Source organism: Streptococcus sp. HMSC072D07, from assembly GCF_001814835.1.
Lineage (GTDB): Bacteria > Bacillota > Bacilli > Lactobacillales > Streptococcaceae > Streptococcus.
Genome location: NZ_KV818066.1, coordinates 30,302 through 56,519 on the forward strand (window position 1 = coordinate 30,302; position 26,218 = coordinate 56,519).

The window sequence follows — 26,218 nt, forward strand, 5'->3', positions numbered from 1 at the left end:
AGGAGTTCTTTTTGTTTACATAGTTGTCAATTTTGATTTACAGAAATTTTACCATTTTGAATGTTGAAAATACTAAGGTTTTCTGGCAAGTTTTGTAAGTGGTCTAAACTTGTTGTTGTAATGAAGGTTTGGATAGATTGTGAAATGGTTTCTAGTAATTTTAGTTGCCGTGTATTGTCAAGTTCGCTCATAACATCATCAAGCAGTAGTATTGGAGACTCGTTGGTAATACTTTCCATTAGCTCAATTTCCGCCAGTTTTATAGAAAGAACAAGGCTACGATGTTGACCTTGGCTTCCAAAACTAGCATCCATACCATTGATATAAAAAGAAATATCATCTCGATGAGGGCCAACTCCAGTATTCTTTTTAAATAAGTCTCTGGATCTGCTTTTCTCCAAAGCAATTTTAAAAGAACGTGTTAGCTGTTCTTCATCAGTGAAGTTGACAGATGATTGATAAAATATTGACAACTCTTCTAATTTATTTGAAATTTCTAAGTGTTTTTTTTGACCAAATTTCTCTAAGTCTTTAATGAATTTTATCCGATGCTTTATAACGCGACAACCATACTCTACTAACTGATCATCTAAGACTGACAGAAATGTTTCGTCAATCTTCTGGCTGGATTTTAGGTAGGTATTTCTCTGCTTGAGTATATGGTTGTAGTTTGACAAGTCTGACAAGTAGATTGGTTTTATTTGTCCCAGTTCAATGTCTATAAACTTTCGACGGACAGAAGGCGCTCCTTTAATTAGCTGGAGATCTTCAGGTGCGAAGAGGACAACATTCATATGTCCGATGTAGTCTGATAGGCGAGCTTGTTTTAAGTGATTGACCTTGGTCACACGCCCTTTTGGTGTTAAATCAATTTCTAGAGGGATAGAGCTTGTTTTTTTCTGTAGCAAGCCAGAAAGATGGAGTTGCTCGTTATCAAAATGAATGAGATTTTTATCTGTACGAGTCCGATGACTACGTGTCAAGGCCAAGAAATAGATTGCTTCTAGAATATTGGTTTTTCCTTGTGCATTTTGACCTAGAAAGACATTTAATTTTGGATTGAAATCAATTTTTGCCTCTTTGTAGTTTCGAAAGGTTTTAATTGTTAAATGTTGGAGCCACATGGTTATCTTCCTGGAAAACGTGGAACTTGTTTGGTTTTAGGCGATGAAGAAGTTTTTTGTTTTTCTTTCTTGACACCTTTATTCATCTCTTTGACAAGTTTAGCAATTCGCTCTTTCTCAATCTTATCTGCTTGATACTCTTCTTGCTCTTTTAAACTTGGTTTTGTCAAGGTGATGTCAATCTTTAAATCAGGAATGTCAATCGTATCTCCAATACGGATTTTTTTCCCACGTCTACTTTCTAACTCGCCATTAAAGTAAACTTGATGATCTATTAAAAAGGATTTGATAGCACCACCGCTGTGTATAATTCCAATCTCTTTTAGGAGGGCTTGGAGTGTAATAAATTCTTCAAATAATTTGTATTCCATAATTCACCTCAATCTTTGGTATTATACCATATTTTCCTTGAAATAGCTGAAGGAAAGTTAGCTGAAATGAAAACGGTTTTACTCTTTAAAGCTATAAAGAGAACAAGAAAAATTTTGATTTTCGTGGTATAATAGAACTCTATATGTAAGGAGGTAAGGTATGGAATTAGTGCCTGGAATTTCAGCACATTTTGTTCAATCCAAAAAGTTTAAAACAAATAAGATCACCATTCGTTTTACTGCTCCCTTATCTCTTGAAACAATAGCAGGACGTATGTTGAGCGCGAGTATGTTGGAGACGGCAAATCAAGTTTACCCAACATCTCAAGTATTTCGCAGATACTTGGCAAGTTTATATGGAACAGATATTTCCACAAGTGCTTATCGTAGGGGACGGGCACATATTCTTGACTTAACGTTTACTTATGTGAGGGATGATTTTTTAAGTAAAAAGAATGTCTTGACTTCTCGAATTTTGGAATTGGTGAAACAGACTTTATTTGCTCCCTTAGCTCAAGATGGTGCTTTTGAGCCAGCCTTATTTGAAATTGAAAGAAAACAGTTATTGGCTAGTTTAGCTACTGATATGGATGATTCATTTTATTTTGCTCATAAGGAGTTGGATAGCTTGTTCTTCCATGATGAGCGTCTTCAATTGAGATACAGTGATTTACGAAATAGCATTTCAAATGAGTCTCCAGAAAGTAGCTACACGTGCTTTCAAAATGCTCTGAAGAATGATCGTATTGATTTCTTTTTCTTAGGTGATTTTAATGAAGTAGAAATCACAGAATCGCTGAAGTCATTACCCTTTACAGCTAGAGAGAACGACATCACTATCCAGTACCATCAATCTTATTCGAATGTCCTAAGAGAGGGAATGGTTCAGAGGAATGTTGGGCAATCCATTTTGGAAATGGGCTATCATTCTCCTATAAAATATGGTGATGATCAGCATCTGCCCATGCTTGTTATGAATGGTTTGTTGGGTGAATTTGCACATTCGAAACTTTTTACAAACGTTCGTGAAAATGCTGGAATAGCCTATACAGTCTCGAGTCAATTGGATTTGTTTAGTGGTCTGTTAAGGATGTATGCGGGTATTGATAGAGAAAATCGAAATCAGGCTAGAAAAATGATGAATCATCAATTGCTAGATCTGAAAAAGGGTAACTTTACAGATTTTGAGCTTGAACAAACCAAGGAGATGATTCGACGATCTTTGTTGATGGCTCAAGATAATCAACAGACCTTAGTTGAAAGAGTCTATTTGAATACTCTATTGGGGAAATCAAGCTTTGATATTGATCGATTGGTGGCAAAATTAGAGAGTGTTGATAAAGAAGCTGTATGTAAAGTTGCCAATAGTTTGAAGTTACAAGCGATTTACTTTATGGAAGGAGTAGAATGACAAAGGTTACTTTTGAAGAAAAATACTATCCTGCTGTAAAGGAAATAGTCTACAAAACACAATTGTCAAATGGATTGACAGTTTCTTTACTCCCTAAGCAAGATTTCAATGAGGTTTATGGATTTGTAACGGTTCAATTTGGTTCTGTAGATGCAACTTATACAAGCTTGGAAAAAGGTTTACGTCATCATCCAGCAGGAATTGCCCATTTTCTTGAACATAAATTGTTTGAAAGAGAAAATTCTGAGGATATAATGGCTGCTTTTACTCGATTAGGTGCGGACAGTAATGCCTTTACAAGCTTTACTAAGACCAGCTATCTTTTTTCAACAATTGACCATCTATTAGAGAATTTAGATTTGCTAGATGAGTTAGTTGGAGATGTTCATTTTACAGAAGAGTCTGTTTTGAGGGAACAGGCTATTATCCAGCAAGAACGAGAAATGTATCAAGACGATCCAGACTCACGCTTGTTTTTTGCAACATTAGCCAACCTTTATCCTGATACTCCTTTAGCAACAGATATTGTTGGAAGTGAAAAATCAATTTCTGAGATTCAAGTTTCAAATTTAAAAGAGAATTTTACAGAGTTTTACAAACCTGTCAACATGTCACTGTTTTTAGTTGGAAATATTGATGTAAAAGTTGTTGAGGAATACTTTTCGAAAAAGGGAAAGGAAGGTTCAAACCAGTTTACGGTTTCAAAAGAGCAACTACCCTTGCAGCCTGTGAAGCAAACAGATAGTCTTCGGATGGAAGTTTCTTCACCCAAACTTGCTGTTGCGATTAGAGGTAATGGGCAAATAACAGAAGCTGAGTCTTATCGTTACAATATTTTATTGAAATTACTATTTACGATGATGTTTGGTTGGACTTCTGATCGTTTTCAAAGGTTATATGAGTCTGGGAAGTTAGACGCGTCATTGTCACTTGAGGTTGAAGTCAATAGTCGCTTTCATTTTGTGATATTGACAATGGATACCAAAGAGCCTGTTTCTCTGTCGCATCAATTTCGGAAAGCGATTCGTCAGTTTAGTAGTGATACGGATATTACAGAGGAACATTTAGATCTTGTTAAGAGTGAGATGTTTGGGGAGTTTTTCAGTAGCATGAACTCTTTGGAATTTATTGCAACTCAATACGATCCGATGGATCGCGGAGAAACAATTTTTGATTTTCCGAAAATTTTACAGGAAATTACTTTGGAGGATGTTCTAGAAGCTGGACATCGTTTGATTGATAATGGTGATCTAGTTGATTTTACAATCTTTCCAGCTTAAAAGATGACTAATACTAGAAAGAAGGAATGGTACGTATGAGAAAAAAAACAATTGGCGAGGTTCTACGTTTAGCTAGAATTAATCAGGGATTGAGTTTAGAGGAATTGCAGGAAAAAACTGAAATTCAGTTGCATTTTCTAGAAGCTATGGAGGCAGATGATTTTGATCAACTTCCTAGTACCTTCTATGCTCGTTCTTTTTTAAGAAAATATGCCTGGGCAGTAGAGTTAGATGAAAGAATTGTATTGGATGCCTATGATTCAGGTAGTATGATCACTTATGAAGAGGTAGATGTCGATGAAGAAGACTTGTCTGGTCGCAGACGATCAAATAAGAAAAAAACGTCTTATCTCCCCTTGTTTTATTTCGTTCTATTTGCTTTGTCAATTTTAATTTTTGTCACTTACTATGTTTGGAACTACATCCAAACTCAGCCAAATCCTTCTTCAGCTAATTATAGTGTTGTGAACTCGACTAGTTCCACAACCTCATCTAGTTCATCTTCTAGTAGTCAGACGTCTAGCTCGTCTTCTACTACGGAATCAACTATTACAGTGTCAGGCGAAGGAAACCGCATTGAAGCTCGGTATAAAACGAGTAAGGAAACAGCTACGGTTCAGCTGACTGTTTCGGATGCAACTAGCTGGGTAAGTGTTTCAGGAAGTGACCTTGAAGGTGGTGTGACCTTGTCATCAGACAATAAAAACGCAAAAACAACAGTTTCAACTAAGAATCCCGTTACCATTACTTTAGGTGTAGTGAAGGGAGTTACTGTAACTGTGGACAATCAAACGATTGATACTTCGAAGCTGACAACTCAGACTGGAACTGTAACACTTACATTTACTACAGATTAAGGAAAAATCAATGAAAAAAGAACAAATTCCTAATGTATTAACTATTGGTAGAATTCTCTTTATACCTCTCTTTATCCTTATTTTGACTTTGGGCCATTCACAAGGCAGTCATTTGCTAGCATCGATAATTTTTGCAGTTGCTAGTGTAACGGATTATCTTGATGGTTACCTTGCTCGCAAATGGAATGTAGTCAGCAACTTTGGAAAATTTGCTGATCCGATGGCCGATAAGCTGTTGGTTATGTCAGCTTTTATCATGTTGATTGAGTTAGGTATGGCTCCGGCTTGGGTTGTTGCTATTATCATCTGTCGTGAACTTGCGGTGACAGGCTTGCGTTTGTTGCTTGTTGAGACGGGAGGGACAGTTCTAGCAGCAGCGATGCCAGGGAAAATCAAGACCTTTAGTCAGATGTTTGCCATTATCTTTTTGCTCTTACATTGGAATTTAATTGGTCAGCTGTTACTTTATATCGCTTTGTTTTTCACTATCTACTCTGGTTATGATTATTTCAAGGGTAGCGCTCATGTATTCAAAGGGACATTTGGTTCGAAATGAAATCGATTATTGAAGTAAAAGATCTGTCTTTTCGTTACAAGGAAGACCAGGATCATTATGATGTTAATAATGTCTCGTTTCACGTGAAACGGGGAGAATGGCTTTCAATTGTAGGTCATAATGGGAGTGGAAAATCGACAACTATCCGTTTGATTGATGGATTGCTTGAAGCAGACTCTGGGGAAATCTGGATAGATGGCCAACTGCTGTCCTCTGAGAATGTTTGGGATTTGCGTCGACAAATTGGTATGGTTTTTCAAAATCCAGATAACCAATTTGTGGGGGCAACTGTTGAAGATGATGTCGCCTTTGGTTTAGAAAACCAGGGACTTCCTCGTGAAGAAATGAAGAAGAGAGTGGCTGAATCTTTGGAGTTGGTAGGTATGCTGGACTTTAAGAAGAGAGAACCAGCTCGTTTATCTGGTGGACAAAAACAACGGGTGGCTATTGCGGGAGTTGTTGCCCTGAGGCCAGCTATTTTGATTTTGGACGAGGCAACAAGTATGTTGGATCCTGAGGGACGCAGAGAACTGATTCAGACAGTTCAAGAGATTCGAAAAGACCACCAGATGACAGTCGTCTCCATTACACATGATTTAGAGGAAGTTGCGATGAGTGACCGTGTCTTGGTCATGAAAAAAGGCCAAGTGGAGTCAACCAGCAGCCCAAGAGAACTTTTTTCTCGGGATGACCTTGACCAGATAGGGTTAGATGAGCCTTTTACTAATCAATTGAGAGAATCTTTGAGAGAGACTGGTTATCAGTTGCCGGATGGCTATTTGACAGAAGGAGAGCTAGAGGACAAGTTATGGGAATTACTCTAGAAAATGTGAGCTTTACCTATCAAGAGGGGACTCCCCTATCTTCATCAGCCTTGACTGATGTTTCTTTGACGATTGAGGATGGTTCCTATACAGCTTTAGTAGGGCACACAGGTAGTGGGAAATCAACGATTTTACAGCTTTTAAATGGCCTATTGGTACCAAGTAAGGGTTCTGTTCGAGTTTTTGATACCGTCATTACCCCTACATCAACCAATAAAGAAATTCGTCAGATTCGAAAGCAAGTTGGTCTAGTGTTTCAATTTGCTGAAAATCAGATTTTCGAAGAGACTGTTTTGAAAGATGTCGCATTTGGACCGCAAAATTTTGGAGTTTCTGAGGAAGAGGCCAAGAAAATTGCGCGTGAAAAGTTAGCCTTGGTAGGCATCGATGAGTCACTCTTTGAGCGCAGTCCTTTTGAACTTTCGGGTGGTCAGATGAGACGTGTGGCTATAGCAGGTATGCTAGCCATGGAGCCAACTGTCTTGGTTTTGGATGAGCCTACAGCTGGACTAGATCCTCTGGGCAGAAAAGAACTGATGACCTTGTTTAAAAAACTCCACCTTTCTGGAATGACAATCGTTCTGGTAACGCATTTGATGGATGACGTAGCTGCATATGCTGATCAGGTTTATGTTATGGAAAAGGGGCGTTTGATCAAAAGTGGCAAACCGAGCGAAGTTTTCCAAGATGTAGCCTCTATGGAAAAGGTGCAGTTAGGTGTGCCTAAAATAACAGCCTTTTGTAAACGTTTGGCAGATAGAGGTGTAGCTTTTAAAAAATTGCCAATCAAGATAGAGGAGTTTAAGGAGTCGCTAAATGGATAGTATGATTTTAGGGCGTTATATACCGGGGGATTCCATTATTCATCGCTTGGATCCACGTAGTAAATTGCTTGCCATGATCCTGTTGATTTTGATTGTATTTTGGGCTAATAATCCCCTCACCAATCTCATTTTGTTTATAGCGACAGGTATATTTATCGCTTTGTCAGGCGTTTCCCTCTCATTTTTCGTTCAGGGATTAAAATCCATGTTCTTCTTGATTGCTTTTACGACTCTTTTTCAGCTCTTTTTCATTTCAAGTGGAAATGTCCTATTTGAGTTTTCTTTTATAAGAATAACGGATTATGCTTTGCAACAAGCAGGAATCATTTTCTGTCGTTTTGTGTTGATTATTTTCTTTTCAACCTTGCTAACCTTAACGACCATGCCTTTGAGTCTGGCAGCTGCAGTTGAAGCTCTTTTAGCACCGCTGAAACGCGTGAAAGTTCCCGTTCATGAAATTGGTCTCATGTTATCAATGAGTTTGCGTTTTGTTCCAACCTTGATGGATGATACGACGAGAATTATGAATGCTCAAAAAGCTCGTGGAGTTGACTTTGGCGAAGGTAGCATCGTTCAAAAAGTAAAGGCTATGATTCCAATTTTAATTCCTCTTTTTGCGACGAGCTTAAAGCGTGCAGATTCATTGGCAATAGCCATGGAAGCGCGTGGTTATCAGGGAGGAAAGGGTAGAAGTCAGTATAGACAGTTGAGATGGAGTCAAAAGGATACACTGGCAATTCTTGTGATTTTGGTACTGGGATGTTTCTTATTTTTCTTAAAATCTTAGCAGGTTTGTAGGATTGATAAGAAGCTCACAGTAGCAGGTTTTTAGTATAAAGGTAGGAATATGAACCGTTTTAAAAAATCAAAATATCTAATCATCGTTTTTGTCACAGTTCTGGCAGTTTCTGTACTATTAGTGACAACCTATTCAAGCGCTATTGTGACGAAACTAGGAGATGGGATTTCCTTGGTAGATAGAATTGTTCAAAAACCCTTTCAGTGGTTTGATACTTTCAAATCAGATTTGGGACATTTGACGCAGACTTACAATGAAAACGAAAGTCTAAAAAAACAGCTTTATCAACTAGAGGTGGAGTCTAATCAATCAGAAAGTTTAAAAAATGAAAATGAACAATTACGTCAGTTGCTGGATATGAAGTCAAAATTGCAGGCTACAAAAACCATTGCAGCAGATGTGATTATGCGAGCTCCAGTATCTTGGAAACAAGAGTTAACAATTGATGCGGGAAGTTCAAAAGGAGCTTCTGAAAATATGTTGGCCATTGCAAACGGGGGTTTGATTGGTAGTGTTTCAAAGGTGGAGGATCATTCAACAACGATCAACCTATTGACAAACACCGAAAATTCAGACAAAATTTCTGTTAAAATCCTGCATGGTTCTACTGAAATTTACGGGATTATCGTTGGTTATGATAAGGAATCTGAACTGCTTAAAATTAGTCAATTAAACAGCAACAGCGACATTAGCGCGGGAGACAAGGTGACTACAGGGGGGCTCGGAAACTTTAATGTTAAGGATATCCCTGTTGGAGAAGTTGTTGCTACAACACATAGCAGTGATTATCTAACAAAGGAAGTAACAGTAAAGTTAAGTGCTGACACCAAAAATCTTCATGTGGTAGAGTTAGTGGGGAATTAGCAATGAGACTGTTAAAACAAATTGGTATTTTCTTTTTACTCCCTTTTGTCGTACTAATTGATGCACATATTGGACAATTGGTAGGATCCTTCTTCCCTCACTTTCATTTAGTAAGTCATTTTCTGTTTTTATTTCTCTTGTTTGAGACAATTGAGGTTTCAGAATATCTCTATCTAGCTTATTGCTGTATAGTGGGTTTGGTGTACGATATCTATTTTTTCCACTTGATAGGAATTGCGACGCTTCTATTTATCTTGATAGGTGCTTCGCTCCATAAGTTTAATAGTGTAATTTTGCTGAACCGTTGGACAAGAATGTTAACAATAGTTGTGATGAGTTTCCTATTTGATATGGGGAGCTATCTCCTTGCTCTTGCTATGGGATTGACAGTAGAATCGATGCCAGTTTTCATCGTCTATAGCCTTGTCCCATCAATGATTTTAAACTTTTTATGGATGCTTATTTTCCAATATATTTTTGAAAAATGTTATCTATAAGAAAGAAATAAAAATGTAACAAAGGCGTAATATTTATTATGTCTTTTTTTGGTATACTAGTAATGTCTTAAATAGAAGGAGTATCTACACAATATGAAGAAAAAAATCTTAGCGTCACTTTTATTAAGTACAGTATTAGTGTCACAAGCGGCGGTATTGACAACTGTCCACGCTGAAACAACTGATGAAAAGATTGCTGCTCAAGATAGTAAGATTAGTAATTTGACAGCTCAACAAAAAGAAGCTCAAAAACAAGTAGATGAAATCCAAACGCAAGTTACAGCTATCCAAACTCAACAAACGAACTTGGAAGCTGAGAATGAAACTCTACAAGCTGAATCTAAAAAACTTGAAGGAGAAATTACAGAGCTCTCTAAGAACATTGTTGCTCGTAATGAATCTTTGGAAAAACAAGCACGTAGCGCACAAACAAACGGTGCTGCAACTAGCTATATCAATACAATTGTAAACTCAAAATCAATTACGGAAGCTATTTCACGTGTTGCAGCCATGAGCGAGATTGTATCAGCTAACAACAAAATGTTGGAACAACAGAAAGCTGATAAGAAATCTATCGCTGAAAAACAGGTTGCAAATAATGAAGCAATCAACACTGTCATTGCGAACCAACAAACGCTTGCTGACGATGCACAAGCATTGACAACAAAACAAGCAGAGTTGAAAGTTGCTGAGTTAAACCTTGCTGCAGAGAAAGCTACTGCAGAAAGCGATAAAGCTACTTTATTGGAACAAAAAGCAGCAGCAGAGGCAGAAGCGAAAGCAGCAGCCGAAGCAGAAGCGGCTTATAAAGCACGTCAAACAAGCCAACAACAATCAGTTGTTGCTTCTGGAAATACAACACTTTCAGATCAAGTGCAAGCAACTTCAAGCTCTTCATCAGATGATGATTCGAGCTACACTCCAGCACCTGCTCCAACTCCAGCTAGACAGCGTCCAACATACAGTACAAATGCTTCAAGTTATCCAACTGGTGAATGTACTTGGGGAGCTAAAACATTAGCACCTTGGGCTGGAGATTACTGGGGTAACGGAGCGCAGTGGGCTACAAGTGCAGCAGCTGCAGGATTCCGTACTGGATCAACTCCACAAGTTGGTGCGATTGCATGTTGGAATGACGGTGGATATGGACACGTAGCGGTTGTTACAGCAGTTTCATCATCAACTAGCATTCAAGTATCAGAATCAAACTATGGTGGAAATCGTACAATCGGTAACAAACGTGGATGGTTCAACCCAACTACAACTTCTGAAGGTTATGTAACATACATCTATCCAAACTAATGAATGAAACGAAGAGGCTCGATTTGAGTCTCTTTTCTTTTTTAGTCTTAAGTTAGGCTAAAAACTAGCAAAACCACTTGAAAATATCGTTAAAATGTGGTAAAATGAAACTTGTCGTGTAAACGATAATACTCATTCTTGATGAATTGTGAAACTGTTGCCCTCGGGTCGTTTTGCAAGTTGAAGTCGAGGAGAGGAAAAAAACAAAAAGGAGAAATACTCATGGCAGTAATTTCAATGAAACAACTTCTTGAGGCTGGTGTACACTTTGGTCACCAAACTCGTCGCTGGAACCCTAAGATGGCTAAGTACATCTTCACTGAGCGTAACGGAATCCACGTTATCGACTTGCAACAAACTGTAAAATACGCTGACCAAGCATACGACTTTATGCGTGATGCAGCAGCTAACGATGCAGTTGTATTGTTTGTTGGTACTAAAAAACAAGCTGCTGACGCTGTTAAAGAAGAAGCAGAACGTTCAGGTCAATACTACATCAACCACCGTTGGTTGGGTGGAACTCTTACTAACTGGGGAACTATCCAAAAACGTATTGCTCGTTTGAAAGAAATCAAACGTATGGAAGAAGAAGGAATCTTCGACGTTCTTCCTAAGAAAGAAGTTGCACTTCTTAATAAACAACGTGCACGTCTTGAAAAATTCTTGGGTGGTATCGAAGACATGCCTCGTATCCCTGATGTAATGTACGTAGTTGACCCACATAAAGAACAAATCGCTGTTAAAGAAGCTAAAAAATTGGGTATCCCAGTTGTAGCGATGGTTGACACAAATACTGACCCAGACGATATCGATGTAATCATCCCAGCTAACGATGACGCTATCCGCGCTGTTAAATTGATCACAGCTAAATTGGCTGACGCTATCATCGAAGGACGTCAAGGTGAAGACGCAGCAGCAGTTGAAGCAGAATTTGCAGCTTCAGAAGCTCAAGCTGACTCAATCGAAGAAATCGTTGAAGTTGTAGAAGGCGACAACGCTTAATTCATATAAATAGTAATTACCTAGGAGGGCGGGGCCTAGCCCAGCTCTCCTATTTTTAAAAAATATAGGAGAATCAAAATGGCAGAAATTACAGCTAAACTTGTAAAAGAGTTGCGTGAAAAATCTGGTGCCGGTGTTATGGACGCTAAAAAAGCGCTTGTAGAAACAGACGGTGACATCGAAAAAGCGATTGAATTGCTTCGTGAAAAAGGTATGGCGAAGGCAGCTAAGAAAGCTGACCGTGTTGCAGCTGAAGGTTTGACTGGTGTATTTGTTAACGGTAACGTTGCAGCAGTAGTTGAAGTAAATGCCGAAACTGACTTCGTTGCGAAAAACGCTCAATTCGTTGACTTGGTAAACGCAACAGCTAAAGTAATCGCTGAAGGAAAACCAGCTAACAACGAAGAAGCTCTTGCTTTGACAATGCCTTCAGGTGAAACTCTTGAAGCTGCATATGTATCTGCAACAGCTACAATCGGTGAAAAAATCTCATTCCGTCGTTTTGCTTTGCTTGAAAAAACAGATGCACAACACTTCGGAGCATACCAACACAATGGTGGACGTATCGGTGTTATCTCTGTAATCGAAGGTGGAGACGAAGCGCTTGCTAAACAAATCTCAATGCACATTGCTGCGATGAAACCAACAGTTCTTTCTTACAAAGAATTGGATGAGCAATTCGTTAAAGATGAGTTGGCACAATTGAACCACGTAATCGACCAAGATAACGAAAGCCGTGCAATGGTTGGTAAACCAGCTCTTCCACACTTGAAGTATGGATCAAAAGCACAATTGTCTGATGAAGTGATTGCTCAAGCTGAAGCTGATATCAAAGCTGAGTTGGCTGCAGAAGGCAAACCAGAAAAAATCTGGGACAAAATCATCCCAGGTAAAATGGACCGCTTCATGCTTGACAACACCAAAGTTGACCAAGCATACACACTTCTTGCACAAGTATACATCATGGATGACAGCAAGACAGTTGAAGCTTACCTTGAATCAGTAAATGCTTCAGTAGTTGAGTTCGCTCGCTTTGAAGTTGGTGAAGGTATCGAGAAAGCTGCAAACGACTTTGAAGCAGAAGTTGCAGCTACAATGGCAGCAGCCTTGAATAACTAATAGAAAAGGAAGCAAATTGCTTCCTTTTTCTTTTGGTCTAGAGAGTAGATTCTGTATGAGTAAACAAAAAGCCCTTTAATAAGGGCTAAGTGTATTTAGGAGGTTACACTTCAAATTCATAGAGTGCTGTAGACAAATAACGTTCGCCGTTATCTGGTGCTAAAGCAAGGACTTTCTTACCTGTACCTAATTTCTTGGCAACCTCAATTGCCCCGTAAATTGCTGCAGCTGAAGAAATCCCAACCAGGAAGCCTTCTTTTCCACCAATTTCACGGCCAAGCGCTAGAGCATCATCTGACGTTACGCGAACGATACCATCATAGGCTTTTGTATCAAGTGTTTCAGGAATAAATCCAGCTGAGATGCCTTGAATTTTGTGAGGTCCTGGTTTTTCACCAGACAAGATAGCTGACTCGTCTGCCTCAACTGCATAAACTTGAATGTTTGAATTTGCTGCTTTAAGAGCGTGAGAAACACCTGAGATCGTTCCACCGGTGCCAACACCACCTACAAAAGCATCTAGTCCATCAGAACCGAAAGCAGCCAGTATTTCAGCTCCTGTTGTTCTTTCGTGTACTTCTGGATTAGCTGGATTATTAAATTGGAGTGGAAGGAAGCCGTCTCGTTCAGCGGCGATTTCCTGAGCTTTGGCAATAGCCCCTTTCATTCCTTCGCTACCAGGAGTAAGGACGAGTTCAGCACCATAGGCTTGGATAATCTTGCGTCGTTCCACACTCATCGTTTCAGGCATGACGATAACAACTTTATATCCTTTAGCGGCACCAACCCATGAAAGACCGATACCAGTGTTTCCACTCGTTGCTTCAACAATAGTAGCTCCCGGTTTTAGAATACCATCTTGTTCTGCTTTTTCAATCATGCTAAGGGCAATACGGTCTTTTACTGACGATCCAGGGTTAAAAGCTTCTAGTTTAACATAGACGTCTGCAGCACCCTCTGGAACAATGTTGTTGAGTTTAACAATCGGTGTTTGTCCAATAAGTTCAGTGATATTATTATAAATAGTCATAGATATACCTCTTTGTATAAGATGATACTAGTATAACGCGCTTAAGGCTATTTGTAAAATATAGAAATCCTATCAAAGTGATAGGATTTTTTTATATCAAAGGTCTAAGCCATTAATTTTTAATCGATTGTGATAAGCCAATTCTAATAAATAGGTGTAAAGAGGGAGGATGTCCGTTTTTTTAGGGAATTCAAATTTATGGAAACTCAGATGCTCATTATGTGCTTTAAGAGAGATATTTTCTAAATAAGTAATCGTAATCTCACTATCATCTATACCTGCTCCAGCAGTTTCCATTTCAACGTTTACAATGTTCATCAAAAAGAGTGACTTAACAGACACCTTGCGACCAGTGGCACCTTGCTTATCTGTAAAAATAATACGAATATTTGTAAAGATGATGGAATCGCGAATAAGTTTATATCCACTTTGAATTTCTTCATTCTCTAGTAGATATTGACCATATTCTTTGATAAGAGTCTCTTTGTTTTCCTCGCTGAAGTTACCAGCAAGTCCTTGAATAAATTTTCCAAACACCATGTATTTCTCCTTTATTTACACTAAGTTTACAGGAACTTCAACTTCTCGTAAACCTTGATCTGTTAAAGTAACCTTTCCATTAAAAAACTCTACAAGAGCAGACTTAATATTTTCTTTCTCTTCCTTATCAACATAAATCATTGTATCAACTTGATCTGTAAAGTTTGTATCCAGCTCCATGAGATGATGCTCTCTAAGGAAATTGCCATATTCTTGATACTGAGCGTAAGACATCTGAATGGCTATGTCAGCCTGTTCTTTGATTTCAATAATGCCAATTTCTTTGACAGCCAAGGCCACACTACCTGCGTAAGCACGAATCAAACCTCCAGCGCCTAACTTAATTCCACCAAAGTAACGAGTAACTACTACGCAGACATTGGTAAGATTATGATTTTCTAAGACGCCAAGCATAGGGACTCCAGCAGTACCACTAGGTTCGCCATCATCACTCGTACGCTTGATCTCACTGCGTTCCCCTACAATAAAAGCAGAGCAGTTATGGGTGGCTTTGTAGTGTTCTTTTTTGATAGCAGTGATAAAGTCACGAGCTTCTTCTTCACTATAGACACGCTTGGCATGACAGATAAAGCGTGATTTTTTGATTTCTTCTTGGACCTGCCCATCCTCTTTAATTGTTCTAAATTCCATGATTTAATTGTACTAAAAAATTACCTAAAGCGCTATATTTTTACGAATATTAAAGTATGAAAGTAAATCCAAATTATCTCGGTCGCTTGTTTACTGAGAAAGAATTAACGGAAGAAGAACGACAGGAAGCAGTGAGACTGCCAGCAATGAGAAAAGAGAAGGGGAAACTGTTTTGTCAACGTTGTAATAGTTTGATTCTAGAAGAATGGTATTTGCCTATTGGTGCCTACTATTGTAGGGAGTGTTTGCTGATGAAGCGAGTCAGGAGTGATCAAGCTTTGTACTATTTTCCGCAGGAAGATTTTCCTAAGCAAGATGTTCTCAAATGGTGTGGTCAGTTAACCCCTTTTCAGGAAAAGGTATCAGAGGGGTTGATTCGAGCAGTCGAAAAGAAAGAACCGACTTTAGTTCATGCTGTGACAGGAGCTGGAAAGACAGAGATGATCTATCAAGTTGTAGCTAAAGTGATTGATGATGGTGGTGCAGTTTGTTTGGCCAGTCCTCGAATTGATGTATGTTTAGAACTGTATAAGCGACTGCAGAATGACTTTGCTTGCGATATAGCGCTACTCCATGGCGAATCAGAGCCCTATTTTCGAACTCCCTTAGTAATTGCAACAACTCATCAGTTATTAAAATTTTATCATGCTTTTGATTTGTTGATAGTGGATGAGGTAGATGCCTTTCCTTATGTTGACAACACTATGCTTTACTATGCTGTAAAGAATAGTGTAAAGGAGGATGGATTGAGGATATTCCTTACAGCAACTTCTACAGATGAGTTAGATAGGAAGGTTCGCACAGGAGAATTAAAACGATTAAGCTTGCCGAGACGGTTTCATGGAAATCCTTTGATTATTCCTAAACCAGTCTGGTTATCGGATTTTAATCGCTGTTTAGAGAAAAGCCAGTTATCAACCAAGTTAAAGACTTATATTGAGAAACAGAGAAGAACAGGTTATCCATTGCTAATTTTTACATCAGAGATTAAGAAAGGCGAAAAACTAAAAGAAACACTACAGGTGTATTTCCCAGATGAGAAAATTGGTTTTGTATCTTCTGTCACAGAAAATCGATTAGAGCAGGTGCAAGCTTTTCGAGATGGAGAGTTGACGATACTGATCAGTACGACAATATTGGAACGCGGAGTTACCTTCCCTTGTGTAGATGTTTTCGTAGTAGAAGCTAATCATCGTCTCTTTACCAAGTCTAGTTTGATTCAGATTGGAGGGCGAGTTGGACGCAGTATGGATAGACCAACTGGTGAGTTGCTCTTCTTTCATGATGGATTAAATGCTTCCATCAAAAAGGCAATCAAGGAAATCAAGCAGATGAACAAGGAGGCAGGGTTATGAACTGTTTACTATGTGACCAGACTACAAAGAGTGAACTGACTTTTAGCAGTCTCTTCATTTTAAAAGATGACTGCAGTTATCTTTGCTCAGCTTGTGCTTCTAGTTTTGAGAAGATTGGTGAGAATTATTGCCCAAACTGTATGAAAAAAGGCATGTCAACTAAGTGTCAAGATTGTAAACTTTGGTGTAAAGAAGGAATTCAGGTTGATCATAAGGCAATCTTTACCTATAATCAAGCTATGAAAGACTTTTTCAGTCGATATAAGTTTGATGGCGATTTTTTGCTTAGAAAAGTTTTTGCTTCTGTTCTTGCTGAGGAGTTGAAAAAGTATAGAGGTTATCAATTTGTTTTGATTCCCCTAAGTCCTGAAAGATTGCTTGAGAGGGGATTTAACCAGGTTGAAGGTTTGGTTGAGGCAGCAGGCTTTTCTTTTAAAGATATATTAGGAAAAAGAGAAGAGAGCGCTAGTTCTTCTAAAAGCCGTTTGGAAAGGTTAGCTACTGAAATTCCATTTTTTATTAAAGATGGAATCTCACTTCCTAAGAAGATTTTGCTGATTGATGACATCTATACAACAGGGGCAACTGTGAATCGTGTGAAACGACTTTTGGAAGAAGCAGGTGCTTTGGAAGTTAAAACTTTTTCCCTTGTAAGATGAGGAAAAAATTTGCAAAATGAAAATGAAAGCGTTATAATATAGTTAGAAAAACAAAAATGTTTAGAAAGAAGGTACTTATATGATTAAATATAGTATCCGTGGTGAAAACCTAGAAGTAACAGAAGCAATTCGTGATTATGTAGTTTCTAAACTCGAAAAGATCGAAAAGTATTTCCAACCTGAGCAGGAGTTGGATGCACGTGTGAACTTGAAAGTTTACCGTGAAAAAACAGCAAAGGTTGAGGTAACAATTCCACTTGGATCTATCACTCTTCGTGCTGAAGATATTTCCCAAGATATGTATGGTTCTATCGATCTTGTAACAGATAAAATTGAACGTCAGATTCGTAAAAATAAAACTAAAATCGAACGTAAGAATAAAAGTAAAGTTGCGACAAGTCAACTCTTTACAGATGCTCTAGTTGAAGATGCAGATGTTGTGCAACCCAAAGTCGTTCGTTCAAAACAAATTGATTTGAAGCCAATGGATTTAGAAGAAGCCCTTCTTCAAATGGATTTATTGGGACATGATTTCTTTATTTATGTAGATGTAGAAGATCAAACAACTAATGTTTTGTATCGCCGTGAAGATGGTGAAGTTGGTTTGTTAGAAGTAAAAGAATCATAAAATAGAATTTTTAAAGTGGTTTACACCAGTGTAAACCATTTTTATATTGCATTATTATAAAAGGTATAAATGGGGGCAGTTATGAAAGACGTGGTGATTGTTTCAGCAGTGCGAACTCCAATAGGCTCCTTTGGAGGAAGTTTGAAGAATGTTTCAGCTGTTGATTTGGGAGCTTTGGTTATTAAGAGTGCTTTGGAAAAAGCCAATGTCAAACCAGAGCAGGTAGACGAAGTGATTATGGGGAATGTCCTAGGCGCAGGTTTAGGTCAAAACGTAGCTCGTCAAATGAGCGTTCATGCAGGACTCCCTGAATTTACACCAGCCTTTGCCATCAATAAGGTTTGTGGTTCCGGTTTGAAGGCCGTGCAGTTGGCTGCTCAAGCGATTCGATGTGGCGATGCAGATATTATCGTAGCTGGTGGTGCAGAAAACATGAGTCAGGCTCCATACGTTTTGCCAAGTTTCCGTTGGGGTGGTCGTATGGGAGATTCGAAAGTGGTAGATACCATGATTAAGGATGGTTTGTCTGATGCCTTTAACGAATACCATATGGGAATTACAGCCGAGAATGTGGCTGAAGAATATGGCATCAGTCGAGAAGAGCAAGATGCTCTTGCTTTAGAGTCACAAAAACGAGCAGTTGCAGCTATAGAATCTGGCCGCTTTAAAGAAGAGATTATTCCAGTTGTCATTCCTCAACGCAAAGGCGATCCTATCGTTTTTGATACAGATGAATATCCTAGAAAAGATGCTAGCTTGGAGAGTTTGTCTAAGCTAGGTCCTATTTTCAAAAAAGACGGTTCTGTCACAGCGGGAAATGCTTCAGGAATCAATGACGGGGCAGCAGCTGTCTTAATCATGAGTGCTGAAAAAGCTGAAGAATTAGGACTTTCAGTGATTGCCCGCATTCGTTCGTATGCAAGTGCAGGTTTGGATCCTAAGATGATGGGATGTGGACCGATTTATGCGACTCGCAAGGCTCTTGAAAAAGGCAATTTGACAGTTGAAGATCTCGACTTGATTGAGTCAAATGAAGCTTTTGCTGCCCAGGCTTGTGCAGTTGGTAAAACACTTGGTTTCAACACAGATATTGTCAACGTCAATGGTGGCGCCATTGCTCTTGGTCACCCAATTGGGGCCTCCGGTTGCCGTATCCTAGTAACGCTGGTACATGAGATGATGAAACGAGATGCTAAAACTGGGTTAGCAACTCTCTGTATCGGAGGAGGGATGGGGACTGCCCTTATCGTGGAACGTTAGGTGTTAGTGATCTGAACACGTGGGTAGGAGGGTGATGATCCCCTCCTCCTTTTGTGTCTGAAGTTAGAGAAATCAATCATGAAAGAAGGGCTTGCATCTTTTAAAGGGTCGCTTTTTAAGGGCATTTGTGATATAATAATGCGCAAGAGGTTTAGAATGAAAAAAAATAATTTAATCCCGTTTTCTGCAGTCTTGCTAGGACTTGCAACTTTCGGAATCTTAACTTTGCTGATTATTTTTTCACATAATCTTGCTGTAACAATCACTGTTTTGTTTTTATTTGTACTGCTTTATTTGCTTTTATTCGTTTGGCAAAAAAAACAGTATGAAAAGAGCGAAATTGAACAAATCCAATATGTAAATCACCAAGCCGAAAATAGCTTGAGTACTTTGCTTGATCAAATGCCGGTGGGAGTACTGAAATTAGACTTATCAAGTGGAGAAGTGGAATGGTTTAATCCCTATGCTGAGCTGATTTTAACTACTGAAGAAGGCGAAATTGATGTTGAGTTAATTCAAACCATCATCAAGGCTTCTGTTGGGAATCCAGGTTCGTATGCTACCTTGGGCGAAACACGATATGCTGTTCATATGGACAAGGCTTCGGGTGTTTTGTATTTCTTTGATGTTTCTGGGGAGTACGAAGCAACTGTCGAATTGGTAACTAGCCGTCCAGTCATTGGAGTCATCTCAGTAGATAACTATGATGATTTGGAGGATGCGACATCTGACTCTGATATCAGCCATATCAATAGCTTTGTAGCTAATTTTGTTTCAGAATTTGCTAGTAAGTATGCTATGTTTTCTCGCCGTGTGGGGATGGATCGTTTTTATGTATTCACAGATTACACGGTACTAGAGGAATTGATGAATGATAAATTCTCCGTTATTGATACTTTCCGAGAAGAATCAAAACAGAGGCAGCTGGCCCTAACCTTAAGTATGGGATTTTCTTATGGTGATGGAAACCATGAAGAGATAGGGAAAATTGCCTTGCTCAACTTGAACTTAGCAGAAGTTCGCGGTGGTGACCAGGTGGTGGTCAAGGAAAATAACGAAACCAAGAATCCTGTCTACTTTGGTGGAGGGACTGCTGCATCTATCAAACGTACTCGTACACGTACCAGAGCCATGATGACAGCCATTTCTGATAAGATTCGAAGTGTTGACCAAGTTTTTGTAGTCGGTCATAAAAATCTAGATATGGATGCTTTGGGCTCTGCTGTTGGTATGCAGTTGTTTGCAAGTAATATTATTGAGAACAGTTATGCTGTCTATGATGCAGACCATATGCCAGCAGATATCAAACGTGCTATTCAGTTCTTGAAGAAGGAAGATGTCACGAAACTTTTATCTCTTACAGATGCGATGAAGTTAGTTACAAACCGTTCATTATTGATTCTGGTGGATCATTCCAAGACGGCTTTGACCTTGTCAAAAGATTTTTATAATTTGTTCACTCAAACCATTGTTATTGACCATCATAGACGTGATCAGGATTTCCCTGAGAATGCAGTCATCACCTATATTGAAAGTGGAGCAAGTAGTGCCAGTGAGTTGGTCACAGAATTGATTCAGTTCCAAAATTCTAAGAAGAATCGTTTGAGTCGTATGCAGGCCAGTGTTTTGATGGCTGGTATGATGCTGGATACCAAGAATTTCACATCTCGCGTGACGAGCCGAACCTTTGATGTGGCTAGCTATCTGAGAACACGGGGAAGTGACAGTATTGCTATCCAGGAGATTGCTGCGACAGATTTTGAAGAGTACCGTGAGGTAAATGAACTCATTTTACAAGGTCGTAAGTTGGGTTCAGATATCTTGATTGCCCAAGCTAAGGACTCAATGTCTTATGACACAGTTGTTATCAGTAAGGCTGCTGATGCTATGTTGGCTATGTCTGGTATTGAGGCTAGTTTCGTTCTGGCAAAAAATACACAAGGATTTATCTCCATCTCGGCTCGAAGTCGTAGTAAAATCAATGTGCAACGCATTATGGAAGAGCTGGGTGGTGGAGGTCACTTTAATCTAGCTGCCGCGCAAATCGAGGATATGAGTTTGTCGGAAGCAGGAGAAAAATTGACTCAACTAATCTTGGAAGAACTAAAGGAAAAGGAGAAAGAAGAATGAAAGTAATCTTTTTAGCAGATGTTAAGGGAAAAGGAAAAAAAGGTGAAATTAAGGAAGTGCCAACTGGCTATGCTCAAAACTTCCTGATTAAAAAGAATTTGGCCAAGGAAGCAACTGCTCAAGCAGTGGGTGAGTTGCGTGGAAAACAAAAATCAGAAGAAAAGGCTCATGCTGAAATGATTGCTGAAGCAAAGGCTATCAAGGCTAAGCTTGAAGCAGAAGAAACGGTTGTAGAGTTTGTTGAAAAGGTTGGACCAGATGGCCGTACATTTGGCTCAATCACCAATAAGAAGATTGCAGAAGAATTGCAAAAGCAGTTTGGTATTAAGATTGATAAACGCAATATTCAAGTGCAAGCACCAATTCGAGCAGTAGGTTTGATTGATGTACCAGTGAAGATCTATCAAGATGTTACAAGTGTCATCAATCTTCGTGTAAAAGAAGGTTAAGTTTACAACTTCTTGACAAGATTGTAAAAGGAAGGAAAGTCGGATGGCAGAAGTAGAGGAACTGCGAGTTCAACCTCAGGATATTTTGGCAGAACAATCTGTTTTGGGGGCTATTTTTATAGATGAGAGTAAGCTCGTTTTTGTCCGAGAATATATTGATTCTCGTGACTTCTTTAAATATGCTCATCGGTTGATTTTCCAAGCGATGATAGACTTGTCGGATCGTGGGGAAGCGATTGATGCGACGACAGTTCGGACGATTTTGGATAGTCAAGGGGATCTCCAAAATATTGGTGGCTTGTCTTACATTGTTGAAATTGTCAACTCTGTACCAACTTCAGCTAATGCGGAATATTATGCTAAAATCGTAGCTGAAAAGGCTATGCTACGTCGCTTGATTTCCAAGTTGACAGAGTCTGTCAACCAAGCCTATGAGGCTTCTAAGCCTGCAGATGAAATCATTGCTCAGGCTGAAAAGGGGCTCATTGATGTTAGCGAAAACGCCAATCGTAGTGGGTTCAAGAACATCCGAGATATTCTAAATATCAACTTTGGGAACCTAGAAGTTCGGTCACAACAAACAACGGATATCACTGGTATTGCAACGGGTTACCGTGATTTGGACCATATGACGACAGGTCTCCATGAGGAGGAGTTAATTATCCTAGCGGCGCGTCCAGCGGTTGGTAAGACGGCCTTTGCTTTGAATATTGCTCAGAACATCGGGACCAAGTTGGACAAGACGGTAGCCATCTTTTCACTGGAAATGGGTGCAGAAAGCCTAGTAGACCGTATGCTAGCAGCAGAAGGTTTGGTGGAGTCTCATTCTATTCGTACTGGTCAATTGACTGATGAGGAGTGGCAAAAATATACCATTGCTCAAGGGAACCTAGCCAACGCGAGTATCTATATCGATGATACGCCAGGGATTCGGATCACGGAAATTCGTTCGCGTTCACGTAAACTGGCTCAAGAAACAGGCAATCTAGGCTTGATTTTGATCGACTACCTACAGCTTATTACAGGGACTGGTCGTGAGAACCGCCAACAAGAAGTCTCTGAAATTTCTCGTCAGTTGAAAATCCTAGCTAAGGAGCTAAAGGTTCCAGTCATTGCTCTCAGTCAGTTATCTCGTGGTGTGGAACAGCGTCAGGATAAGAGGCCAGTCTTGTCTGATATTCGTGAATCGGGTTCTATCGAGCAGGATGCGGATATCGTAGCCTTTCTGTACCGTGACGACTACTACGATCGTGCAGGTGAAGAAGAGGAAGGAATTCCAAATAACAAGGTAGAGGTTATCATCGAGAAAAACCGTAGTGGAGCTCGTGGAACGGTGGAATTGATTTTCCAAAAAGAATACAATAAATTTTCAAGTATCTCAAAGAGGGAGGCATAAAATGTCAGATGCATTTACAGATGTAGCCAAGATGAAAAAAATCAAAGAAGAGATCAAGGCACATGAGGGACAAGTCGTTGAAATGACTTTGGAGAATGGTCGTAAGCGCCAAAAAAATAGATTGGGTAAGCTAATTGAGGTGTATCCATCTCTATTTATCGTTGAATTTGGGGATGTTGAGGGAGACAAACAGGCCAATGTCTATGTCGAATCCTTCACCTACTCAGATATCTTGACAGAAAAGAACTTGATTCGCTATCTAGACCAAGAATCTTAAAATGAAGTGAGCTTTGCTCACTTTTTTCTTTTTCTCTCGAATAGTATAAACGAGGGTAACCTCGGAAATTTATATTATTAAGGAGAATGAATGACGTTTTTTAAATCAGGAGTTAAGAAGAGTAGATGTACTCAGTTGAGTGTAGGGCTGGCTACTTTGTTCGTTACGAGTACCTTTTTGTTTGGTGGAGAATCGGTTCAAGCCGATAGTGTAGCGCGTGGAGATGATTATCCGCTTCACTACAAAAATGGTAGTGTTGAAATCGATCAGTGGCGGATGTATTCTCGCCAGTGTACCTCTTTTGCGGCCTTTCGTTTGAGTAGTGTAAATGGCTTTGAGATTCCCCCTGCCTATGGAAATGCAAATGAATGGGGACATCGTGCAAGGCGAGAAGGCTACCGTGTGGATACTAAGCCAGAAGTTGGGGCTATTGCTTGGTCGACAGAAGGTTATTATGGGCACGTGGCCTGGGTATCAAATGTATCAGGGGATACGATTGAGATCGAAGAGTATAATTATGGGGTTCGAGAAAAGTATAACCGTCGAAAAGTCAAGGCTAGTTCGATGACAGGTTTTATTCATTTCAGGGATTTATCTGCTAGCCATAGTGCGGGTGAGAATGCTCGTAGCTCAGAGCTTCCGTCCAGCGGGACAATAGTGTTCACGGGGAAATCACCTATTATGGACCAACCGTCAAGTACAGGACATGTTATTGACTACTATTATGCTGGTGAGAGTGTGAGTTATGATCAAGTTCTTGAAAAGGATGGATATAAGTGGCTCGGCTATCTATCCTACAGTGGTTCTAGAAGATATGTGCAGTATGAAAAGTTAAGCAATACAGAGAATGGGTGGAAAAAAGAAGAAGGGAGTTGGTATTACCGAGAGAATGGTAAGCTGGCGACAGGATGGAAAAAAGTTAACAGCAATTGGTATCATTTAAAAGAAAATGGGGCCATGTCAACTGGCTGGATTAAGGATGGCTCTCACTGGTATTATCTAAAGGCTTCGGGTGAGATGCAGACGGGCTGGCTTAAAGACAAGGGAACTTGGTATTACTTAGAGGAATCTGGCCGGATGAAAGCTAGTCAATGGTTCCAAGTCTCGGGGAAACATTACTATGTCGATGCTTCGGGAGCCTTAGCTGTTAATACGATTATTGATGGCTACAGACTAGACAGTGATGGGGTAAGGATAGGAAGTGTTTCTTAAACATCATACAAGCTTTCTTCTTGTTCATAAAATTTTAAAATGGATATCGAATTAGTTGACGTTCTTTAAATAGTATAATATAATAACATTAAAAACTATAAAAGGGGCTTTGTCTAATGGACAAGAAGAAAGTTATTTTAACAAGTTTAGCAAGTGCAGCTGTATTGGGTGCTAGTGTACTCGTTTCACAGCCTTCAGTAGTTAAGGCAGATGAAGGGAAAGCAGAAGAGCAGGCAGTTGTTCCTGCACAACCACAAGCTGGAACAGAAGGGGAGAGCGGTGCTCAAACTGAAAAGGGATCAGAAAACGCTAGTCCAGCTAATCCTGGTGCGACAAATCCAGCTAAAATGACCAAAGAAGAGTTGATGAAGGCTTTGGATGAACTTGAGGAACAGGCTATTAGTGATATTAAGGATAAGGAAGCAATTGAGGACAAAGAGGCTGCAACTGAAGCTGTGAAGGAATATATCGGTAAGATGTATATTTCAGACACTCTTGAGTCTGGAGAGCTCAGCCTAGATAATATCATCGCTGAATTGCCAGAAGGTGCAGAAGATAAGGCTGTGGTAACAGGTCCTGAAGCTCAAACTAATAAAAAATTATCTACTGAGGAGAAGGCTCTACTAGACCAGGCTAAAAAAGATGCCAAAGAACAAGTTTCTCAAGCGACGGATGCTCTGGTTCAAGCCCTAGCATCTCTTGAAAATGCTGTAATTGAAGACATTAAAAAAGACGCTTCAATCACCGATAAAGAAGCGGCTATCAAAGAAGCCAAAGAAGAGATTGGTAAAGAAGATCTTTTGAAGGCTATCGCAGATGAGGATTTGGAGATTGGTGATGTTATTGTAGACTGGCCAGCAGATACAAGAGAGCACAAAACGGCAGCTGAACCTGTATCAGAATTCACAGATGAAGACCAAGCTAAGCTAGACGAAGCTGATAAAGAGGCTCAGGTTGATGCAGCCAAAGTTCGCTCAGATTTAATCGCTACACTAGAAAAAATTGAAAAATCAACCATCGATGACATCAACAAAGATGCTACTATCACTGATAAGGAAGCAGCGATTAAGGCGGCTAAAGAAGTGATTGGCAAAGACGGCATCTTGAAAGCTATCGAGGAAGGCGATATCGAAGCGTCAGATTTGTTAGATGATTTCTTAGCAGAAGACAGTGACCAGGTGACACCAGCCGAAGCGACGAGCCAAGAAGATTTCTCAAGTCAAGACCAAGCTAAACTGGCTGCAGCGGACAAGGAAGCGGCGGAAGAAGCAGCAAAAGTTCGCTCAGATTTAATCGCTACCCTAGAAAAAATTGAAAAATCAACCATCGACGACATCAACAAAGATGCTACTATCACTGATAAGGAAGCAGCGATTAAGGCAGCTAAAGAAGTGATTGGCAAAGATGCTATCCTGAAAGCTATCGAAGATGGAGATATCGAAGCGTCCGACTTGCTAGATGATTTCTTAGCAGAAGACAGTGATCAGGTGACACCGGCTGAAGCAAAAACTCAATCTCAACTTTCAAGTCAAGACCAAGCTAAACTGGCTGCAGCAGATAAGGAAGCAGCGGAAGAAGCAGCAAAAGTTCGAACAGAATTGCTTTCAACTCTTGAAGGTATCGAAAAATCAACCATCAACGACATCAACAAGGATGCTACTATCACTGATAAGGAAGCAGCGATTAAGGCAGCTAAAGAAGTGATTGGCAAGGATGCTATCTTGAAAGCTATCGAAGAAGGTGACATTGAAGCGTCTGACTTGTTGGCAGATTTCTTAGCAGAAGACAGTGATCAGGTGAC

26 protein-coding genes and 1 pseudogene are annotated in these 26,218 nt (G+C 39.6%); 22 read left to right on the forward strand and 5 right to left on the reverse strand.

Going from position 1 to position 26,218, the window contains the following annotated elements; genetic code table 11:
* Positions 1–26: 26 nt before the first annotated feature.
* Both recF and yaaA read right to left on the reverse strand, forming a co-directional pair.
* Positions 27–1,124: a DNA replication/repair protein RecF gene (gene recF / locus HMPREF2991_RS05005; RefSeq protein ID WP_070569593.1), complete on the reverse strand. Its 1,098-nt coding sequence runs from the start codon at positions 1,122–1,124 to the stop codon at positions 27–29.
* A 2-nt stretch (positions 1,125–1,126) separates the two neighbouring features.
* The gene (yaaA, locus tag HMPREF2991_RS05010; protein ID WP_000455868.1) at positions 1,127–1,495 is read right to left on the reverse strand and encodes a S4 domain-containing protein YaaA; all 369 of its coding nucleotides are present in this window, start codon (positions 1,493–1,495) and stop codon (positions 1,127–1,129) included.
* Between the two features lie 160 nt (positions 1,496–1,655).
* Between yaaA and yfmF the strand changes: the two genes are divergently transcribed.
* The 12 genes from yfmF to tsf all read left to right on the forward strand — a co-directional run bounded on the left by yfmF (position 1,656) and on the right by tsf (position 12,830).
* On the forward strand, positions 1,656–2,906 hold the full coding sequence (gene yfmF, locus HMPREF2991_RS05015) for an EF-P 5-aminopentanol modification-associated protein YfmF (protein ID WP_070569589.1): 1,251 nt from the start codon (positions 1,656–1,658) through the stop codon (positions 2,904–2,906).
* Complete coding sequence (yfmH, locus tag HMPREF2991_RS05020) at positions 2,903–4,186, forward strand: EF-P 5-aminopentanol modification-associated protein YfmH (RefSeq protein ID WP_049484951.1); 1,284 nt, start codon at positions 2,903–2,905, stop codon at positions 4,184–4,186. Before yfmF ends, yfmH begins: the two co-directional genes overlap by 4 nt.
* 35 nt (positions 4,187–4,221) lie before the next feature.
* Complete coding sequence (gene rodZ, locus HMPREF2991_RS05025) at positions 4,222–5,043, forward strand: cytoskeleton protein RodZ (RefSeq protein ID WP_070569585.1); 822 nt, start codon at positions 4,222–4,224, stop codon at positions 5,041–5,043.
* A 10-nt stretch (positions 5,044–5,053) separates the two neighbouring features.
* Positions 5,054–5,599 carry a CDP-diacylglycerol--glycerol-3-phosphate 3-phosphatidyltransferase gene (pgsA, locus tag HMPREF2991_RS05030; RefSeq protein WP_070569582.1) on the forward strand — a complete coding sequence of 182 codons (546 nt, stop codon included), beginning with the start codon at positions 5,054–5,056 and terminating at the stop codon, positions 5,597–5,599.
* Positions 5,596–6,423, forward strand: a complete 828-nt coding sequence (locus tag HMPREF2991_RS05035; RefSeq protein ID WP_000835733.1) for an energy-coupling factor ABC transporter ATP-binding protein — start codon at positions 5,596–5,598, stop codon at positions 6,421–6,423. Before pgsA ends, HMPREF2991_RS05035 begins: the two co-directional genes overlap by 4 nt.
* Complete coding sequence (locus HMPREF2991_RS05040; RefSeq protein WP_042903075.1) at positions 6,408–7,247, forward strand: energy-coupling factor transporter ATPase; 840 nt, start codon at positions 6,408–6,410, stop codon at positions 7,245–7,247. Before HMPREF2991_RS05035 ends, HMPREF2991_RS05040 begins: the two co-directional genes overlap by 16 nt.
* Positions 7,240–8,034, forward strand: coding sequence for an energy-coupling factor transporter transmembrane component T family protein (locus HMPREF2991_RS05045; RefSeq protein WP_000377881.1), 795 nt, complete (start codon positions 7,240–7,242; stop codon positions 8,032–8,034). The genes HMPREF2991_RS05040 and HMPREF2991_RS05045 overlap by 8 nt, the downstream gene beginning before the upstream one ends.
* Before the next feature lie 60 nt (positions 8,035–8,094).
* Complete coding sequence (gene mreC / locus HMPREF2991_RS05050) at positions 8,095–8,910, forward strand: rod shape-determining protein MreC (RefSeq protein WP_001078970.1); 816 nt, start codon at positions 8,095–8,097, stop codon at positions 8,908–8,910.
* A 2-nt stretch (positions 8,911–8,912) separates the two neighbouring features.
* Positions 8,913–9,407, forward strand: coding sequence for a rod shape-determining protein MreD (gene mreD, locus HMPREF2991_RS05055; RefSeq protein WP_070683617.1), 495 nt, complete (start codon positions 8,913–8,915; stop codon positions 9,405–9,407).
* 93 nt (positions 9,408–9,500) lie between these two features.
* Complete coding sequence (gene pcsB / locus HMPREF2991_RS05060; RefSeq protein ID WP_070683619.1) at positions 9,501–10,709, forward strand: peptidoglycan hydrolase PcsB; 1,209 nt, start codon at positions 9,501–9,503, stop codon at positions 10,707–10,709.
* Between the two features lie 222 nt (positions 10,710–10,931).
* A complete protein-coding gene (rpsB, locus tag HMPREF2991_RS05065) occupies positions 10,932–11,711 on the forward strand; it encodes a 30S ribosomal protein S2 (RefSeq protein WP_000268475.1) in 780 nt (259 codons plus the stop codon).
* Between the two features lie 78 nt (positions 11,712–11,789).
* Entirely contained in the window at positions 11,790–12,830 is a 1,041-nt protein-coding gene (gene tsf / locus HMPREF2991_RS05070; protein WP_000808056.1) for a translation elongation factor Ts, read from the forward strand.
* Positions 12,831–12,933: 103 nt separating this feature from the next.
* Here tsf and cysK read toward each other — a convergent pair whose 3' ends face one another.
* From cysK to HMPREF2991_RS05085, 3 genes are all read right to left on the reverse strand, one after another.
* A complete protein-coding gene (gene cysK / locus HMPREF2991_RS05075; RefSeq protein WP_000158480.1) occupies positions 12,934–13,860 on the reverse strand; it encodes a cysteine synthase A in 927 nt (308 codons plus the stop codon).
* Between the two features lie 96 nt (positions 13,861–13,956).
* Positions 13,957–14,400: a PH domain-containing protein gene (locus HMPREF2991_RS05080; RefSeq protein WP_000231197.1), complete on the reverse strand. Its 444-nt coding sequence runs from the start codon at positions 14,398–14,400 to the stop codon at positions 13,957–13,959.
* Positions 14,401–14,415: 15 nt separating this feature from the next.
* Positions 14,416–15,051 carry a YigZ family protein gene (locus tag HMPREF2991_RS05085; protein ID WP_070569573.1) on the reverse strand — a complete coding sequence of 212 codons (636 nt, stop codon included), beginning with the start codon at positions 15,049–15,051 and terminating at the stop codon, positions 14,416–14,418.
* A gap of 56 nt (positions 15,052–15,107) precedes the next feature.
* Here HMPREF2991_RS05085 and HMPREF2991_RS05090 point away from each other — a divergent pair, with 56 nt between their 5' ends.
* The 10 genes and pseudogenes from HMPREF2991_RS05090 to HMPREF2991_RS11190 all read left to right on the forward strand — a co-directional run.
* Complete coding sequence (locus tag HMPREF2991_RS05090; protein WP_000867705.1) at positions 15,108–16,406, forward strand: ATP-dependent helicase ComFA; 1,299 nt, start codon at positions 15,108–15,110, stop codon at positions 16,404–16,406.
* Positions 16,403–17,065: a ComF family protein gene (locus tag HMPREF2991_RS05095; protein ID WP_000995709.1), complete on the forward strand. Its 663-nt coding sequence runs from the start codon at positions 16,403–16,405 to the stop codon at positions 17,063–17,065. The genes HMPREF2991_RS05090 and HMPREF2991_RS05095 overlap by 4 nt, the downstream gene beginning before the upstream one ends.
* 79 nt (positions 17,066–17,144) lie before the next feature.
* Positions 17,145–17,693 carry a ribosome hibernation-promoting factor, HPF/YfiA family gene (gene hpf, locus HMPREF2991_RS05100; protein WP_000599114.1) on the forward strand — a complete coding sequence of 183 codons (549 nt, stop codon included), beginning with the start codon at positions 17,145–17,147 and terminating at the stop codon, positions 17,691–17,693.
* Positions 17,694–17,774: 81 nt separating this feature from the next.
* Positions 17,775–18,953, forward strand: a complete 1,179-nt coding sequence (locus HMPREF2991_RS05105) for an acetyl-CoA C-acetyltransferase (protein WP_008284495.1) — start codon at positions 17,775–17,777, stop codon at positions 18,951–18,953.
* A gap of 156 nt (positions 18,954–19,109) precedes the next feature.
* Positions 19,110–21,083, forward strand: a complete 1,974-nt coding sequence (locus HMPREF2991_RS05110; RefSeq protein WP_070569569.1) for a DHH family phosphoesterase — start codon at positions 19,110–19,112, stop codon at positions 21,081–21,083.
* Complete coding sequence (gene rplI, locus HMPREF2991_RS05115; RefSeq protein WP_000864211.1) at positions 21,080–21,532, forward strand: 50S ribosomal protein L9; 453 nt, start codon at positions 21,080–21,082, stop codon at positions 21,530–21,532. The genes HMPREF2991_RS05110 and rplI overlap by 4 nt, the downstream gene beginning before the upstream one ends.
* Positions 21,533–21,575: 43 nt before the next feature.
* Complete coding sequence (dnaB, locus tag HMPREF2991_RS05120) at positions 21,576–22,928, forward strand: replicative DNA helicase (protein ID WP_070569566.1); 1,353 nt, start codon at positions 21,576–21,578, stop codon at positions 22,926–22,928.
* 1 nt (position 22,929) lies between these two features.
* Positions 22,930–23,205 carry a Veg family protein gene (locus HMPREF2991_RS05125; protein WP_001278166.1) on the forward strand — a complete coding sequence of 92 codons (276 nt, stop codon included), beginning with the start codon at positions 22,930–22,932 and terminating at the stop codon, positions 23,203–23,205.
* Between the two features lie 90 nt (positions 23,206–23,295).
* Positions 23,296–24,417, forward strand: coding sequence for an SH3 domain-containing protein (locus HMPREF2991_RS05130; RefSeq protein ID WP_070569563.1), 1,122 nt, complete (start codon positions 23,296–23,298; stop codon positions 24,415–24,417).
* Positions 24,418–24,533: 116 nt separating this feature from the next.
* Positions 24,534–26,218, forward strand: a pseudogene (locus tag HMPREF2991_RS11190) (cell wall anchor protein); the annotation flags it as partial.

Excerpts from the sequence above, each read along its gene's own strand:
- tsf (WP_000808056.1), top strand. The coding sequence starts at position 11,790 with ATGGCAGAAATTACAGCTAAACTTGTAAAAGAGTTGCGTGAAAAATCT.
- HMPREF2991_RS05110 (WP_070569569.1), top strand. The coding sequence starts at position 19,110 with ATGAAAAAAAATAATTTAATCCCGTTTTCTGCAGTCTTGCTAGGACTT.
- rpsB (WP_000268475.1), top strand. The coding sequence starts at position 10,932 with ATGGCAGTAATTTCAATGAAACAACTTCTTGAGGCTGGTGTACACTTT.
- yfmH (WP_049484951.1), top strand. The coding sequence starts at position 2,903 with ATGACAAAGGTTACTTTTGAAGAAAAATACTATCCTGCTGTAAAGGAA.
- HMPREF2991_RS05095 (WP_000995709.1), top strand. The coding sequence starts at position 16,403 with ATGAACTGTTTACTATGTGACCAGACTACAAAGAGTGAACTGACTTTT.
- HMPREF2991_RS05045 (WP_000377881.1), top strand. The coding sequence starts at position 7,240 with ATGGATAGTATGATTTTAGGGCGTTATATACCGGGGGATTCCATTATT.
- HMPREF2991_RS05080 (WP_000231197.1), bottom strand. The coding sequence starts at position 14,400 with ATGGTGTTTGGAAAATTTATTCAAGGACTTGCTGGTAACTTCAGCGAG.
- cysK (WP_000158480.1), bottom strand. The coding sequence starts at position 13,860 with ATGACTATTTATAATAATATCACTGAACTTATTGGACAAACACCGATT.
- yaaA (WP_000455868.1), bottom strand. The coding sequence starts at position 1,495 with ATGGAATACAAATTATTTGAAGAATTTATTACACTCCAAGCCCTCCTA.
- rodZ (WP_070569585.1), top strand. The coding sequence starts at position 4,222 with ATGAGAAAAAAAACAATTGGCGAGGTTCTACGTTTAGCTAGAATTAAT.
- rplI (WP_000864211.1), top strand. The coding sequence starts at position 21,080 with ATGAAAGTAATCTTTTTAGCAGATGTTAAGGGAAAAGGAAAAAAAGGT.
- HMPREF2991_RS05085 (WP_070569573.1), bottom strand. The coding sequence starts at position 15,051 with ATGGAATTTAGAACAATTAAAGAGGATGGGCAGGTCCAAGAAGAAATC.
- mreC (WP_001078970.1), top strand. The coding sequence starts at position 8,095 with ATGAACCGTTTTAAAAAATCAAAATATCTAATCATCGTTTTTGTCACA.
- dnaB (WP_070569566.1), top strand. The coding sequence starts at position 21,576 with ATGGCAGAAGTAGAGGAACTGCGAGTTCAACCTCAGGATATTTTGGCA.
- HMPREF2991_RS05090 (WP_000867705.1), top strand. The coding sequence starts at position 15,108 with ATGAAAGTAAATCCAAATTATCTCGGTCGCTTGTTTACTGAGAAAGAA.
- hpf (WP_000599114.1), top strand. The coding sequence starts at position 17,145 with ATGATTAAATATAGTATCCGTGGTGAAAACCTAGAAGTAACAGAAGCA.
- pgsA (WP_070569582.1), top strand. The coding sequence starts at position 5,054 with ATGAAAAAAGAACAAATTCCTAATGTATTAACTATTGGTAGAATTCTC.
- recF (WP_070569593.1), bottom strand. The coding sequence starts at position 1,124 with ATGTGGCTCCAACATTTAACAATTAAAACCTTTCGAAACTACAAAGAG.
- yfmF (WP_070569589.1), top strand. The coding sequence starts at position 1,656 with ATGGAATTAGTGCCTGGAATTTCAGCACATTTTGTTCAATCCAAAAAG.
- mreD (WP_070683617.1), top strand. The coding sequence starts at position 8,913 with ATGAGACTGTTAAAACAAATTGGTATTTTCTTTTTACTCCCTTTTGTC.
- HMPREF2991_RS05040 (WP_042903075.1), top strand. The coding sequence starts at position 6,408 with ATGGGAATTACTCTAGAAAATGTGAGCTTTACCTATCAAGAGGGGACT.
- pcsB (WP_070683619.1), top strand. The coding sequence starts at position 9,501 with ATGAAGAAAAAAATCTTAGCGTCACTTTTATTAAGTACAGTATTAGTG.
- HMPREF2991_RS05130 (WP_070569563.1), top strand. The coding sequence starts at position 23,296 with ATGACGTTTTTTAAATCAGGAGTTAAGAAGAGTAGATGTACTCAGTTG.
- HMPREF2991_RS05125 (WP_001278166.1), top strand. The coding sequence starts at position 22,930 with ATGTCAGATGCATTTACAGATGTAGCCAAGATGAAAAAAATCAAAGAA.
- HMPREF2991_RS05105 (WP_008284495.1), top strand. The coding sequence starts at position 17,775 with ATGAAAGACGTGGTGATTGTTTCAGCAGTGCGAACTCCAATAGGCTCC.
- HMPREF2991_RS05035 (WP_000835733.1), top strand. The coding sequence starts at position 5,596 with ATGAAATCGATTATTGAAGTAAAAGATCTGTCTTTTCGTTACAAGGAA.